Raw genomic sequence first — 13,887 nt, forward strand, 5'->3', positions numbered from 1 at the left:
GCGTTCCTGGTCAGCTGGCAAGGCAGCTAGCGGCTACCTGTCAGTGGTTTTCCTTGGCATGATTGATAGTGTACTTGGGAATTTCCACAATCAGATCCTGATCGGCCACCATTGCCTGACATGACAATCGCGATACCGGGGTCAACCCCCAGGCTTTATCCAGCAAGTCTTCCTCGTCGTCAGTGGCTTCTTCCATTGAATTGAAACCTTCCTTGATCACGACGTGGCAGGTGGTGCAGGCACAGGACAGTTCGCAGGCGTGTTCGATCTCAATATGATTGTCTAGCAAAATCCTGCAAATGGATGTGCCTTCTGGTGCATCGTTAATGACGGCGCCTTCCGGGCAGACATCGGGATGCGGCAATACGGTAATCTTGGGCATAAACTTGGGTCCGTTATGAGATCGTTAAGCGATATCGTTAAGCGATTTGCCGGCGAGCGCATCGCGAATGCTTCTGTCCATGCGACGAGCAGCAAAATCTTCGGTGACCTTGGCCAACCGGTCAGTGGCGTCACGCCAATCGACTATATCATCGGTATCGGACAGACCCGATAGCGATTGAATGTGCTCGGTAATGTCGCGAATTTCCTCTTCGCTCAACAGGTCACGGTCTTTTTCCATGGCGGCCTTGACTGAGTCGATCAACTGGCGTGCATCTACCTGCTGTTCGCGCAGCATGCGCTGCTCTGAATCTTCGCCGGCGTTCTGCATGCTTTCCTGCAACATGGCGGTAATCTGTTCGTCGGTCAAACCATAAGAGGGTTTGACGGTAATCTGCGATTCTTTGCCGGTGCTTTGCTCAGCGGCAGTGACACTGAGCAGTCCATCCGCATCCACCTGGAAAGTCACGCGGATGCGCGCTGCACCGGCCACCATCGGTGGGATGTCCCGCAGTTCAAAACGCGCCAATGAGCGACAATCGGTGACCAGGTCGCGTTCGCCCTGCAACACATGGATGCTCATGGCGGTCTGCCCATCCTTGTAGGTCGTAAATTCCTGTGCGCGGGCTACCGGAATGGTGCTGTTGCGTGGAATGATTGTCTCGACCAGGCCGCCCATGGTTTCCAAACCCAACGACAGCGGCGTCACGTCCAGCAGCAGCCAATCTTCGCCAGGGGCGCGGTTGCCTGCCAGCAAATGCGCCTGGCGCGCTGCGCCAAGCGCCACGACTTTGTCCGGATCCAGATCAGTCAACGGTTGCTGATTGAAATACTCGCGCACGCGGTTACGCACCACCGGCATACGGGTCGCACCACCAACCAGCACCACGCCATTGATCTGTTGCAGGGCCAGCCCGGCACTGTGCAGCACGTCGTCTACCAGCGTCAGCGTCCGTGTAATCAGATGACGGCTGATGTTTTCGAAATGGTTTTGGGGGAACATCTGGTCAATATTCAGGCCATTGGACAATGACACCTCAAAGGCAGCCTTGGTGGCGCCGGAGAGTTTTTCCCGCATCTGACGCGCGCGGCTGAGCAAAAGCCGGCGATCCGCGACAGTCAGTTGCTCCTGGCTGTGGTGCTTCATGATATCGGCCACTATGGCTTCGTCAAAATCGTCGCCACCCAGTTGCGTGTCACCACCAGTGGCTACCACTTCAAACACGCCTTTGCTCAGGCGCAGTATGGATATATCAAATGTGCCGCCGCCCAGATCGTATACAGCGAACATCCCTTCGGAGGCATTATCCAGCCCATAGGCAATCGCTGCCGCTGTCGGTTCGTTCAGCAGGCGCAATACGTTCAGGCCCGCCACGCGAGCGGCATCGCGGGTTGCCTGACGCTGTGTATCGTCAAAATAAGCCGGCACGGTGATGACCGCACCCACCAGATCGTCGCCCAGCACATCTTCGGCACGCTGACGCAATTTGGCCAGGATCTGCGCCGAGACATCTACCGGTGTTTTGTCGCCCTGGCGAGTACGAATGCGCACTGTACCCTCGCCTGGCGAAAACTCATAGGGCAATTTCATGCTGATCGCTTCGTCATAGGAGCGGCCCATAAGCCGTTTGACGGAAACCAGTGTGTTCAACGGATCGGTGTTTTGCTTGCGAACGGCCGGGTAGCCAATTTCCACGCCCTGGTCATCCAGGTATCGCACAACAGACGGCAACAGTTCCTTGCCGTTCTCGTCGGCCAGGACTTCGGGAATGCTGTTGCGCACTGCGGCAACCAGCGAGTGGGTCGTGCCCAGATCAATACCAACAGCGAAACGACGTTGATGGGGGACCGGAGAGTCTCCGGGTTCGGAAATCTGTAAGAGTGCCATGCTTTGAAAATTCTATTTAGGTTGACGCAACAACGCTTTGGCGTCCTGATGGATTTTCGAAATGAACATGCCTTCGCGCACTTTTGCGGTTGCCGCCGGGATGTCCTTCTGGACATCGAGCAGCGTTTGCAGCTGCGCATACAAGTCGGTCTCGGCCTGCTCCAGTGTGTGCAAAAATTCGCGCACGCGCTGTGCATCAGGCCGGTCGCGTAACTCATCCAGCGCTTCGTGCCACTCCATCTGTGCCATCAGAAATTGCGGGGCCATGGCCGTATTGTTTTCGGCGCCAATGTCGGCCCCTGCCCGTTCACACAAATAGCGTGCCCGCGCCAGCGGATTTTTGAGGACCTGATAGGCTTCGTTGATGCGCGATGACCATTGCATGGCGATCCGTTTCTCGGCAGCCGATGCTGTGGAGTAACGGTCGGGATGCACCCTGGCAGACACGGTTTTCCATGTCTGTTCCAGGTCGGGCAATGACACGGCGAACTGCTCAGGTAAACCGAATAACGAGAAATGCGATGCTGCCTGCTCTGCCACGTTTACACCGTAAATGATTCGCCGCAGCCGCAGGCTGCTTTTTCATTGGGATTGGTGAATTTAAAACCTTCATTCAATCCCTCACGGGCATAATCAAGCTCGGTGCCGTCGATATAGGGCAGGCTTTTCGCTTCTACGAAGACCTTCACGCCGTGGCTTTCAAATACTTCGTCAGCCGCATCCGGTTCGTCAACATATTCAAGTTTGTACGCCATACCGGAACAGCCGGTAGTGCGTACACCCAGGCGCAGACCAATCCCCTTACCACGCTTTTGGAGGTAGCGTTCAATGTGTTGCGCCGCTTTCGGAGATAAGGTAATTGCCATTGTGCTTAACCTGTATGTTTGTCTTTGTAATCCTGAACTGCCGCCTTGATGGCGTCTTCAGCCAGAATAGAGCAGTGAATTTTCACCGGTGGCAGTGCCAGTTCTTCGGCAATTTGCTTATTGCGAATGTCCAGCGCCTGATCCAGCGTCTTGCCTTTTACCCATTCGGTAACCAGCGAACTGGAGGCAATGGCAGAACCGCAGCCATAGGTTTTAAAGCGTGCGTCTTCGATCACGCCGTCCTGGCTGACCTTGATCTGCAGTTTCATCACATCGCCACAAGCCGGAGCGCCAACCATACCGGTACCGATAGACTCGTCGCCTTTCTCGAACGAACCTACGTTACGAGGATTTTCATAGTGATCAAGAACTTTGTTGCTGTATGCCATGATAATTTCTCCTGAAACTGTTAATGCGCTGCCCACTGAACACTGTCCAGATCGATGCCTTCCTTGGCCATTTCCCACAGGGGAGACATATCGCGCAGTTTGTCGACCCGGGACTTGATGAGTTCGACAGCGTAATCGATTTCTTCTTCGGTTGTGAAGCGACCGATGGTAAACCGGATGGAACTGTGTGCCAATTCGTCATTGCGACCCAGCGCACGCAGTACATAAGATGGCTCAAGGCTGGCAGAGGTACAGGCAGAACCACTGGATACGGCCAGCTCCTTGATTGCCATGATGAGCGACTCACCTTCCACGTAATTGAAGCTGACGTTCAGATTATGCGGCACGCGTTTTTCCATATCGCCGTTCAGATACACTTCTTCAATCGAGGACAACCCATTCCACAAGCGATCACGCAACGCACGAATACGTTCGCTTTCGGTATGGCTTTTTTCCTTGGCCAGGCGGAACGCTTCACCCATGCCCACGATCTGGTGGGTCGCGAGCGTGCCGGAACGGAATCCTCGTTCATGACCGCCACCATGGATTTGCGCTTCAATGCGAATGCGCGGTTTGCGACGGATGTACAGGGCGCCGATACCTTTGGGGCCGTTTGTTTTGTGCGCTGAAAAGGACATCAGGTCCACTTTCAGCGTGGCCAGATCAATATCTACCTTGCCGGTAGCCTGGGCTGCATCCACGTGGAAAATGATGCCTTTTTCACGGCACAGCTCGCCGATGGCCGGAATGTCCTGGATGACGCCAACTTCGTTATTCACGAACATGACTGAAATCAGTATGGTATCGGGGCGAATGGCCGCCTTCAGAACGTCCATATCGATCAGGCCGTTGTCCTGGACGTTCAGGTAGGTCACTTCAAACCCCTGGCGCTCCAGTTCCCGCATCGTATCGAGCACAGCCTTGTGCTCGGTTTTCACCGTAATCAGGTGCTTGCCACGTTCTTTGTAGAAATTGGCAGCGCCCTTGATCGCCAGGTTATTTGATTCTGTTGCGCCGGACGTCCACACGATTTCACGTGGATCGGCGTTGACCAGATCAGCTACCTGCTTTCTGGCGTTTTCGACAGCCTCTTCTGCTGTCCAGCCAAAAGAGTGACTGCGCGAGGCGGGGTTGCCAAACTCTTCATAAAGCCATGGCACCATTTTCTCAACTACCTCAGGATCTACCGGGGTGGTCGCTGAATAGTCCAGATAAACGGGTAATTTAAGCATTCTATACTCCACTGATTAAGCGATAACAGATGCCAGGGCATCAGGTGTCTTTTTCATTTGTACAACCGGGGAATCGGTCTGGTGCTCAAGCTGGCGCATGCGCTGCTGATCGACCAGATCCTGCAGGGAAACCGAGTCCAGATAATCCACAACAGTACGATTCAATCGGGTCCACAGGTCGTGCGTCATGCATTTGCCGCTGAGTGACCCGTTCTTGCCGGTTGAACAGTCTGTCTTGCTGCCACAGCTGGTGGCGTCGATGGGCTCGTCAACCGCAAAAATAATGTCTGCAATGGTGATTTCGCGGGCGAACTTGGCCAGGGTGTAACCCCCCCCGGGTCCGCGCACACTGTCGACCAGTTCGTGACGACGCAGCTTGCCAAACAACTGTTCCAGATAGGACAGGGAAATATTCTGCCGCTGGCTGATTGCCGCAAGGGTAATAGGCCCGCCATTCTGGCGCAGAGCGAGATCAATCATGGCGGTAACAGCGAAACGACCTTTTGTAGTAAGACGCATAGCGAATCCTTTGCCAATAAACCTAGTAATTTACTCAAGTATAGCAAAATCCCTAGTAAATTACTAGGGATTAATGCGATGCAATAAAAAGGTGTTGCGAAATGCCCGTACAGGGAGAGGAAATGCCGGCTGGGGAGTCAGTAGACAGGAAGACAAACAGGTTGAAACTGCTTTTTCCCGTCGTTGAGTAACCGGGCATAAAACCGGGGGATGTCAGATTGACTGCTTACCCCCTGGACCGCAAGCGCTACCGGTTCGGTGCTCGGCGCGAGACGGCCCGTATGCAAGGTGTCAGAGCCCTGAGCGTGCAGTGATACTACATAAGCCTTAAGCCTTAAGCCTTAAGCCTTAAGCCTTAAGCCTTAAGCCGCCTGATATTGCTTGACGCGCTTGCTGATGATCTCGAACACGCCCTGACAGGCGTCTTCGAGGTAGTCGAGCATACGTGTGAAGCTGTCCAGACCACCATAATAGGGATCCGGCACCGTCGCCTCTTCGTAGTCGTTGGCAAATCGCATCAGCAGCATCAGCTTGTGCTGTTGCGGCTTCGGACAAAGTTGCTGCAAATACGACAGATTATCCCAATCCATTGCAAGAATCAGATCGAACTCCTTGAAATCATTGGGAGTGACCTGTCGGGCGCGGCATTGGGAAATATCGTAGCCGCGTTTTCTTGACACCAATTGGGCACGACCGTCCGGAGGATCACCAATATGGTAGTCCTGAGTTCCGGCCGAATCTGTCGTGATGGAGTCCTGTAAGCCCGCCTCTTCGACAAGGCGACGAAAGACCCCCTCCGCAGCGGGAGAGCGACAAATATTGCCCATGCATACAAAAAGAACTTTAGTGACCATAGCCATATAGTGTGATGGAAAACCCTAAGAAAGGCAAGAGTTATTTACGTTTCAATACGAGTTATATAGAGATTTTTTCTTAAAAATCAAGATGCTAAGACCCATGAATCGAATTGCATGAGGATACCTAAATCATACACGCTTTAAATTCAAGTGAAAATAGCCCAAAGCCAAATATTTAGTGCGCAGCACAACTTTCATGCAATCTTTGCATCAAAATAGCGCATAGATGGAAAACAGTTGTTGCAAGGCACACAAATTGCCGGTTTCGCTTGCATGCGGCGAGCCCAATGAGTCGAACTCAGGCGTTTATATTGACATTTGGGTTGAATATAGGCGCCGTCAGGGCCAGGGAGGTCAGCCTGGCCTGCACGTCATATATGCGCGACGTGATCATCAGCTCATTGACGCCGGTGGCCTCAATGAAGCGCTCTACGCCATGCTGTACAGTGGCGGGCGATCCGACCATGGAATAAGCCAGCTTCTGCTCGACACTGGCCTTTTCCATAGGCGTGACCAGCGCATCGATATTGTCAACCGGAGGCGGCATTTTGCCCGGCTTGCCCCGGAACAACTGAATCGACGCCAATTGCATAGAGGTATAGTGATACCGGGCCTCTTCGTCCGTATCGGCGGCAATGACGTTGATACAGGCCACCGCATACGGCTTTTCCAGATAGGCAGATGGCTGGAACATGGTCCGGTAGACCGACAATGCGGGCATCAGATCGGTAGGCGCAAAATGCGATGCAAATGCAAAGGGTAGGCCCAGGTGCGCCGCCAGTTGGGCGCTATACAGACTGGAGCCCAGCAGCCACAAGGGGACTCGCAATCCGGTGCCCGGCACCGCCCGCACAGCCTGTCCTGGTCGCGCATCTTCAAAATAGGCCTGCAACTCCTGAACATCTTCAGGAAATCGCTCTGCGGCAGCATGGATGTCGCGCCGCAATGCCCGGGCCGTTGTCATATCCGTACCGGGCGCACGACCAAGCCCCAGATCGATACGATCTGGATACAGCGATGCCAGCGTACCAAATTGCTCGGCAATCACCAGCGGCGAATGATTCGGCAACATGACGCCGCCCGATCCAACCCGGATCGATTGCGTGCCACCCGCAATAAACCCGAGCGCAACCGAGGTCGCCGCACTGGCAATCCCCGGCATATTGTGGTGTTCGGCCATCCAGAAGCGGCGATAACCCAGCTTTTCGGCGGTCTGCGCCAGCTTCAGGGAATGATGTAGCGCTTCGCGGGTGGTTTCGCCTTCATTGACGGGAGATAAATCTAATACTGAAAATGGAATCACAACGGCCTCGCAAAAATCAGACAGCAGGCACCTTTGACAGGCCTGAAGGTATAAGTACAGACGATCAGCGCGCTACGCCGGGCAAGCGACGCAAATGTGCAGCACATGGGCTGATCGGAACGATCCGCACGAAAAATTAGTTGACTAAGCAATAGTAATACAGGCAAAGACCCGAAGCGACAAAAACCCTTTCCTTAGCATGACTGTCCATTACATGCCGAGGACAGCGTTCGCAAAAATGCCTCATCCTCGCCGGTCAGCCAGCCCTTTTGTCGGGCAGCATCGATCAGATCCGGGCGACGGCTGGCAGTGAGCGCAAGCGAGGCCTCTCGCCTCCAGCGTGCAATATTTTTATGATGACCCGAGGACAGCACCGAGGGTACCGATACGCCATTAAATACCTCCGGGCGCGTGTAATGAGGACTGTCCAGCAGACCGGACAATGACGGCTGAAAAGAATCCTGAATAGCAGAATCGGCCGTATGCAATACCTCGGGCAGCAACCTGACAACGGCATCCATGATTGCCATGGCGGCAATTTCTCCGCCCGAGAGCACAAAATCACCCAAAGACAGTTCATCGTCTACATACTGCTCGACAAAGCGCTGATCAATACCTTCGTAGCGGCCACAAAGCAGAATCGCACCCGGCGTGGCGGCGAGCGACTGGGCGACAGCCTGGTCAAAACGACGCCCTACGGGGCTCATCAGAATAACAGGTAACGGTGATACCCCCTGAGCCTGCTGATGCGAGCGCACCGCCATCAGCGCACGCTCAAGCGGCTGACTGAGCATAACCATACCGGGCCCACCACCATAGGGACGATCATCGACCGTATGATGCACATCTGTGGTGTAGCTTCTGGGGTTCCAGGTATTGACCGACCAGATGCCCTGCCGATGTGCCCTGCCCGTGACGCCTGAATCGCTCACCGCCGTGAACAATTCAGGAAACAGGGTAATCACATCAAACCGCATTAGAAATCCAGGGGAAAACGGGTCACAATACGGCGAGCCGCCACATCCACTTCCGGCACATGTTCGCTGACAAAAGGCACCAGCCATTCCTGAACGCGCCCTTTGGCGTCGAGCATAGGCGCCGGCTCGCCCCGTTCATCGGCCTGGTGCCGGGCAACCCGCAACACACCGTGCGCGCCATTGTCCATCACTTCCAGGACAATACCGGCTAGCTGGCCGCCATCCTCAAGATAGACCCGGCTGCCGATCAGATCAACCCAGTAATATTCATCGTCTGGCGCCGAAGGAAACAGGCTGCGGGACGCAAAAATCGACGTGCCTTTCATGGCCTCGGCCTGATCGCGATCAGTAACGCCCTCCAGCGCGGCCACCAGATCGGCGCCCTGCTCCCGCACCCGCTGCACATGAATAGGCGTATGCGCAGACAACAGCGCGCCGTTACGAGGCGATACACGGGCCAGCCACCACTGCTCAATATCCAGCAACGCGCTGCGGTCGTCTGAATAGGGCTGGATTTTTACCATTCCCTTGACGCCATAGGCAGACACAATGCGGCCTAGCTCAACCAGATCCTCGGGTAGCGTGCTCATTCCAGCTCCAGGCAATGAAAATTCAAATGATGATAAAACAAAATAGGAGTGCCAGGCTAGGTGCGTTCGCAGGCTGATTTCAGCCACAAATGCGACTATTAGATGATTTATCGGACAGTAATATCGAACGATCTATTTTACGTTAAATCGATTTACCCAATGGCTACAGCGCAAATGGCAAAGCCCCGGCATGAAGCCAGGGCCAGAGCCAGAGCCAGTACTTTTTACCCGTTTGACACAGGCACAAGCAACGCCGACGCTTGATTCAGAAGCAAACCTTAAGCAAAATCCGCTTTTGAATAAAGCTGCTTTGAACGCTTTGAATTTAAGCTTTGGTTACTTTTGCCGAGTGTTCTTTAACCAGACGAGCAACAGCGGGAGACAGCTGAGCGCCGTTATCGACCCAGTATGTAACGCGGTCAGATGCGATCCGCAGGGCTTCTGTGCCTTCTTTGGCCACAGGATTGTAAAAGCCGACGCGCTCAATGAAACGACCGTCACGACGGTTGCGCGAATCGGCAGCAACCAGATTATAGAACGGGCGTTTTTTTGAGCCACCGCGGGCAAGACGAATAACCACCATAGGTAGACCTTTGTGAATGAGTTCAGGAATTCTTAAAACAGAAGATGATAGCACCAATTTCCACCGCCTGCCAACAAAATTCCACGAATTGATCTGAAAAACCGAATTAAAACAACAGACTTAGCGTCTCTGAAGGTAATGGACGGCTCCCGTCTCGGTTTCTTCCTGAGATAAAAGCGGGTTGTGCGTCTGCTTGGAAAACGCCTGGAAATCACGAATCGCATTGCGGTCTGTGGTAATGATCTTCAACACCTCACCGCTTTGTATGGTTGCCAGCGCTTTTTTTGCACGCAATATGGGCAGCGGGCAAGTTAATCCCGACGCATCAACCACCTGAACAAACGCAACATCTTCTGACATAGCTATTTTCCTAAGATTAGCCAGCTCCCGCCCTGCAAATGATTGCAGGACCGGGACACAGCCGGATCCTCTGCGGCTGTTTACAGCCGCGATTCCACCCATTCTTGGACGCCGGCCACAGCACCAGGCAAGGCCGCAGCATCGGTGCCGCCGCCCATGGCCATATCGGGGCGACCACCACCTTTGCCGCCGATTTGCGCAGACACATGGGACACCAGATCCCCCGCCTTCACTTTACCGGTCAGGTCCTGTGTGACACCAGCCGCCACGCTGACTTTACCATCGCTTTCGGTAGCCAGCAGCACAATTGCGCTCTTGAGGGTGTTCTTCAGATTATCAATGAGACCGCGCAGCGACTTCGGATCGGCATTTGGAATGACCAGGGCCAGCAACTGCACTCCCTTGACCGACACTGCCTGAGATGACAAATCGGCACTGGACGCTGCTGCCAGTTTGGCCTTGATGCGATCCATTTCTTTTTCCGCCGCACGCAGCTGTTCCTGCTGCAACCTGGCTCTTTCCACCAAATCGGCAGGATTGCTCTTGAGAATGGCAGCGACCTGCTGGACCGAAGCATTGAGGTTCTGTACCCAGTCAAAAGCGTTGTGCCCGGTAATGGCTTCCACACGCCGCAGGCCCTCACCCACACCACTCTCGGAAACGATTTTGAACAGGCCAATATCTCCGGTGCGCGCCACGTGCGTTCCGCCGCACAGTTCGCGCGAAAAACCGATATCCAGGACTCTTACGCTGTCGCCATATTTCTCGCCGAACAACGCCATGGCCCCGTCCGCCACGGCCTCATCAAAGGACATCACGCGCGCAGCCACGTCATTATTGGCCAACACCTCGTTATTGACTATCGCTTCCACATCCCGGATCTGCGCGGCAGTAACCGGCGAGCCGTGGGAAAAGTCAAAGCGGGTTTTATCGGGATCAACCAGCGAACCTCGCTGCTGCACATGCTCGCCCAGGACCTGCTTGAGCGCCTTGTGCAACAGGTGCGTGGCCGAGTGGTTGCGCACGGTGGCAGCACGCCGCCCAGCGTCTACCTGAGCCTGGACCTGATCGCCGACCTTGAGACAGCCCAGGCTGACCGTACCGTGATGGCCAAATACATTGGCCTGGATTTTTTGTGTATCTACAACATCAAAAGTCGACCCGAAACCGACTAGGGTCCCGCTGTCGCCAACCTGGCCGCCGGATTCGGCATAAAACGGCGTATTGTCCAGCACAACAATGGCATCCTGACCTTCCTGAACCAGGTCGACCATCGTACCGTCCACATAGAGTGCCTGTACGGTTGCAGTGGTTTGCAGATGCTCATAGCCTTCGAAGCGAGTTTGCGCACCGTCGTACTGCAGGTTCGTCGCCATCTTGAACTTGCCGCTGGCTTTGGCCTGGGCCTTCTGGCGCGCCATGGCTTGCTCGTAACCCGCCTGATCAACGCCGAAATCGCGCTCACGACACACGTCGGCGGTCAGATCGAATGGGAAACCGAATGTATCGTACAAACGGAAGGCAGTCTGGCCATCAAGCACGCCACCCTTGCCCAGCGCAGCCAGCTCATCGTTCAGTATGCGCATCCCGTTGACCAGGGTTTCCTGGAAGCGCACCTCTTCCTGACGGATCACGGACGTCACGCGTTCAGCCGATTTGGCCAATTCAGGATAGGCCTCGCCCATCTGCTCCACCAGATCGGTCACCAGCTGGTGGAAAAACGGTGTTGTCTTGCCCAACTGATGACCGTGACGCAGGGCGCGGCGAACAATACGGCGCAACACATAGCCGCGACCAACGTTACCGGGAATGACGCCGTCTACAATCATAAAGCTGCAGGCACGAATATGGTCGGCAATGACCTTGAGCGAATTATTGGACAAGTCGCTGGTGCCGGTCTCGCGTGCCGCAGCCTTGATCAGGCTTTGGAAAAGATCGATTTCGTAGTTGGAATGCACATGCTGCAACACCGCAGCGATACGCTCCAGGCCCATGCCGGTATCGACACAGGGCCGTGGCAGCGGCGTCATATTGCCCTGCTGGTCGCGCTCGAACTGCATGAACACCAGGTTCCAGACCTCGATGTATCGGTCGCCATCCTCTTCGGGCGATCCCGGTGGACCACCCCAGACATCGGGCCCGTGATCATAGAAAATCTCCGAGCATGGACCGCAAGGGCCGGTATCTGCCATTTGCCAGAAATTGTCGGACGCATAGCGTGCGCCCTTGTTGTCGCCAATGCGGATAATGCGTTCTGCCGGAACGCCAATTTCCTTGAGCCAGATATCATAGGCTTCGTCGTCTTCCTGGTAGACCGTGACCCACAGTTTATCGGCCGGCAGGCCGTAGACGGTGGTCAGCAATTGCCAGGCGTAGCGAATGGCATCCTGCTTGAAATAGTCGCCAAAGCTGAAATTACCCAGCATTTCGAAAAACGTATGATGCCTGGCGGTATAACCGACATTTTCCAAGTCATTATGCTTGCCGCCGGCACGCAGGCAACGCTGCGAGGTGGTGGCACGCGAATAGGGCCGCGCCTCCTTGCCAGTGAATACATCCTTGAACTGCACCATACCGGAGTTGGTGAACAGCAAAGTGGGGTCGTTTCCCGGCACCAATGAAGAAGACGGCACAATGGTGTGGCCCTTCGATTCAAAAAAGTGCAGGAATTTCTGGCGGATGTCAGCGACTTTCATTGTAAGAAATGGAAGAAAAATTTGGTAACCCGTTATTATAAGATGACTTTCGACGATTGCGCGCATCAGCACTGCAAATGTCGAAGTAATGTGTCGCTTCCTGACCTCGACAGACTGCGACATACTGAATATAACTCGCCCAAATGCACAAAAGCCGGTGCGTCACTGCGACACTCCGGCTTCAGATCATTACCACGCGCTGTGTCAGTTATGAATGGCGTCCGCTTCCGATGTAAACGAATCGGCAAAAAAATCATCCTCGGGCAATCCGCAAAAGCTGGTGTATTCGGTGCGGGCACTGTTGACCACGATGGGCGCGCCGCAGGCATATACCTGGTGTCCGGACAAATCAGGATAATCCTGAATCACTGCCTTATGCACAAAACCGATTCTGCCCGTCCACGCATCTTGCTCGGTGGCGTCAGAAATGACCGGAACGTACGTGAAAAAAGGCAGATCGCGCGCCCACTGCTGGGCCAGATCGTTCATGTACAGATCCTGCGGGCGGCGCCCGCCCCAGTAAAGCGTGACCGGACGGGTAATGCCCTTGGCAATAATGTGTTCCATCATCGCCTTGATGGGCGCAAACCCGGTTCCACTGGCCAGGAAAATAATTGGCTTATCGCTGTCGTCGCGCAAAAAGAACGAGCCCAGCGGACCTTCTACCCGCACAATTTCACGCACCTTCATTTGTGTGGCGCCGGCGCCAAAAACATGGTCTGTGAACACCCCACCGGGCAGATGACGGATATGCAGCTCTACTGGTTCCGTGCCGTTGGGCGCGGTCGCCATGGAAAAGCTGCGCCGCTTGCCATCCTTCAAAATGAACTCGATATATTGTCCGGCATAATATCGAAACGGTTCAGTGGCAGGCAGCTGCAAGCTCATGACCATCACATCATCGGCTTTTTTGTCCAGCGCCATGACCCGGGCCGGCATCTTGCGGATTTGAATGTCGCTGGCCATACGTACTTCGCGCACCTCAATATCCATATCGCTGGTCGCGTGTGCCTGACAGAACAGCGTATAGCCGGCGCTGATGTCTTCGGCCGACAGAATCTGCGCTGGAGCCGGACCGGCTTCGAATGTACCGCTCAGCACCTTACCCTTGCAGGTAGAGCAGGAACCGCTGCGACAACTATAGGGCAGCACGTAGCCCGCACCGAGTGCTGCGTCCAGAATGGTCTGCCCTTCTGCTGTTTCAAATTGATGGTTGCTGGGATGCACCGTCACTTTATATCCCACG

The 13,887-nt window shown here is 54.6% G+C and carries 15 protein-coding genes; all 15 read right to left on the reverse strand.

Annotated elements, in window-relative coordinates:
- Positions 1-40: 40 nt before the first annotated feature.
- A complete protein-coding gene (fdx, locus tag INT32_RS01510) occupies positions 41-382 on the reverse strand; it encodes an ISC system 2Fe-2S type ferredoxin (RefSeq protein ID WP_193086960.1) in 342 nt (113 codons plus the stop codon).
- 24 nt (positions 383-406) lie between these two features.
- Positions 407-2,269 (reverse strand): Fe-S protein assembly chaperone HscA, encoded by a 1,863-nt coding sequence (hscA, locus tag INT32_RS01515; protein ID WP_193086961.1) that lies wholly within the window; start codon positions 2,267-2,269, stop codon positions 407-409.
- A 12-nt stretch (positions 2,270-2,281) separates the two neighbouring features.
- On the reverse strand, positions 2,282-2,809 hold the full coding sequence (gene hscB / locus INT32_RS01520; protein WP_370540149.1) for a Fe-S protein assembly co-chaperone HscB: 528 nt from the start codon (positions 2,807-2,809) through the stop codon (positions 2,282-2,284).
- Positions 2,810-2,811: 2 nt separating this feature from the next.
- Positions 2,812-3,135 (reverse strand): iron-sulfur cluster assembly protein IscA, encoded by a 324-nt coding sequence (iscA, locus tag INT32_RS01525; protein WP_193086962.1) that lies wholly within the window; start codon positions 3,133-3,135, stop codon positions 2,812-2,814.
- A 5-nt stretch (positions 3,136-3,140) separates the two neighbouring features.
- Positions 3,141-3,524, reverse strand: a complete 384-nt coding sequence (gene iscU, locus INT32_RS01530; protein ID WP_193086963.1) for a Fe-S cluster assembly scaffold IscU — start codon at positions 3,522-3,524, stop codon at positions 3,141-3,143.
- Positions 3,525-3,544: 20 nt separating this feature from the next.
- Positions 3,545-4,756, reverse strand: coding sequence for an IscS subfamily cysteine desulfurase (locus tag INT32_RS01535; protein WP_193086964.1), 1,212 nt, complete (start codon positions 4,754-4,756; stop codon positions 3,545-3,547).
- Positions 4,757-4,771: 15 nt separating this feature from the next.
- On the reverse strand, positions 4,772-5,275 hold the full coding sequence (locus INT32_RS01540) for a Fe-S cluster assembly transcription factor (RefSeq protein WP_014750522.1): 504 nt from the start codon (positions 5,273-5,275) through the stop codon (positions 4,772-4,774).
- Positions 5,276-5,637: 362 nt separating this feature from the next.
- Entirely contained in the window at positions 5,638-6,129 is a 492-nt protein-coding gene (locus tag INT32_RS01545; protein WP_193087240.1) for a low molecular weight protein-tyrosine-phosphatase, read from the reverse strand.
- Positions 6,130-6,430: 301 nt separating this feature from the next.
- Positions 6,431-7,435: an LLM class flavin-dependent oxidoreductase gene (locus INT32_RS01550; RefSeq protein WP_193086965.1), complete on the reverse strand. Its 1,005-nt coding sequence runs from the start codon at positions 7,433-7,435 to the stop codon at positions 6,431-6,433.
- A gap of 194 nt (positions 7,436-7,629) precedes the next feature.
- Positions 7,630-8,412, reverse strand: coding sequence for a tRNA (guanosine(37)-N1)-methyltransferase TrmD (gene trmD / locus INT32_RS01555; protein WP_193086966.1), 783 nt, complete (start codon positions 8,410-8,412; stop codon positions 7,630-7,632).
- Positions 8,412-9,002 carry a ribosome maturation factor RimM gene (rimM, locus tag INT32_RS01560; protein WP_193086967.1) on the reverse strand — a complete coding sequence of 197 codons (591 nt, stop codon included), beginning with the start codon at positions 9,000-9,002 and terminating at the stop codon, positions 8,412-8,414. Before rimM ends, trmD begins: the two co-directional genes overlap by 1 nt.
- Positions 9,003-9,327: 325 nt before the next feature.
- The gene (rpsP, locus tag INT32_RS01565) at positions 9,328-9,585 is read right to left on the reverse strand and encodes a 30S ribosomal protein S16 (RefSeq protein ID WP_193087241.1); all 258 of its coding nucleotides are present in this window, start codon (positions 9,583-9,585) and stop codon (positions 9,328-9,330) included.
- Between the two features lie 120 nt (positions 9,586-9,705).
- The gene (locus tag INT32_RS01570; RefSeq protein ID WP_100696267.1) at positions 9,706-9,945 is read right to left on the reverse strand and encodes a sulfurtransferase TusA family protein; all 240 of its coding nucleotides are present in this window, start codon (positions 9,943-9,945) and stop codon (positions 9,706-9,708) included.
- Positions 9,946-10,025: 80 nt separating this feature from the next.
- A complete protein-coding gene (gene alaS / locus INT32_RS01575) occupies positions 10,026-12,641 on the reverse strand; it encodes an alanine--tRNA ligase (protein ID WP_193086968.1) in 2,616 nt (871 codons plus the stop codon).
- 204 nt (positions 12,642-12,845) lie between these two features.
- Positions 12,846-13,886 (reverse strand): CDP-6-deoxy-delta-3,4-glucoseen reductase, encoded by a 1,041-nt coding sequence (locus tag INT32_RS01580; protein ID WP_193086969.1) that lies wholly within the window; start codon positions 13,884-13,886, stop codon positions 12,846-12,848.
- Position 13,887 lies beyond the last annotated feature (1 nt).

The organism is Advenella sp. FME57 (assembly GCF_014897675.1).
Classification (GTDB): Bacteria; Pseudomonadota; Gammaproteobacteria; order Burkholderiales; family Burkholderiaceae_B; genus Advenella.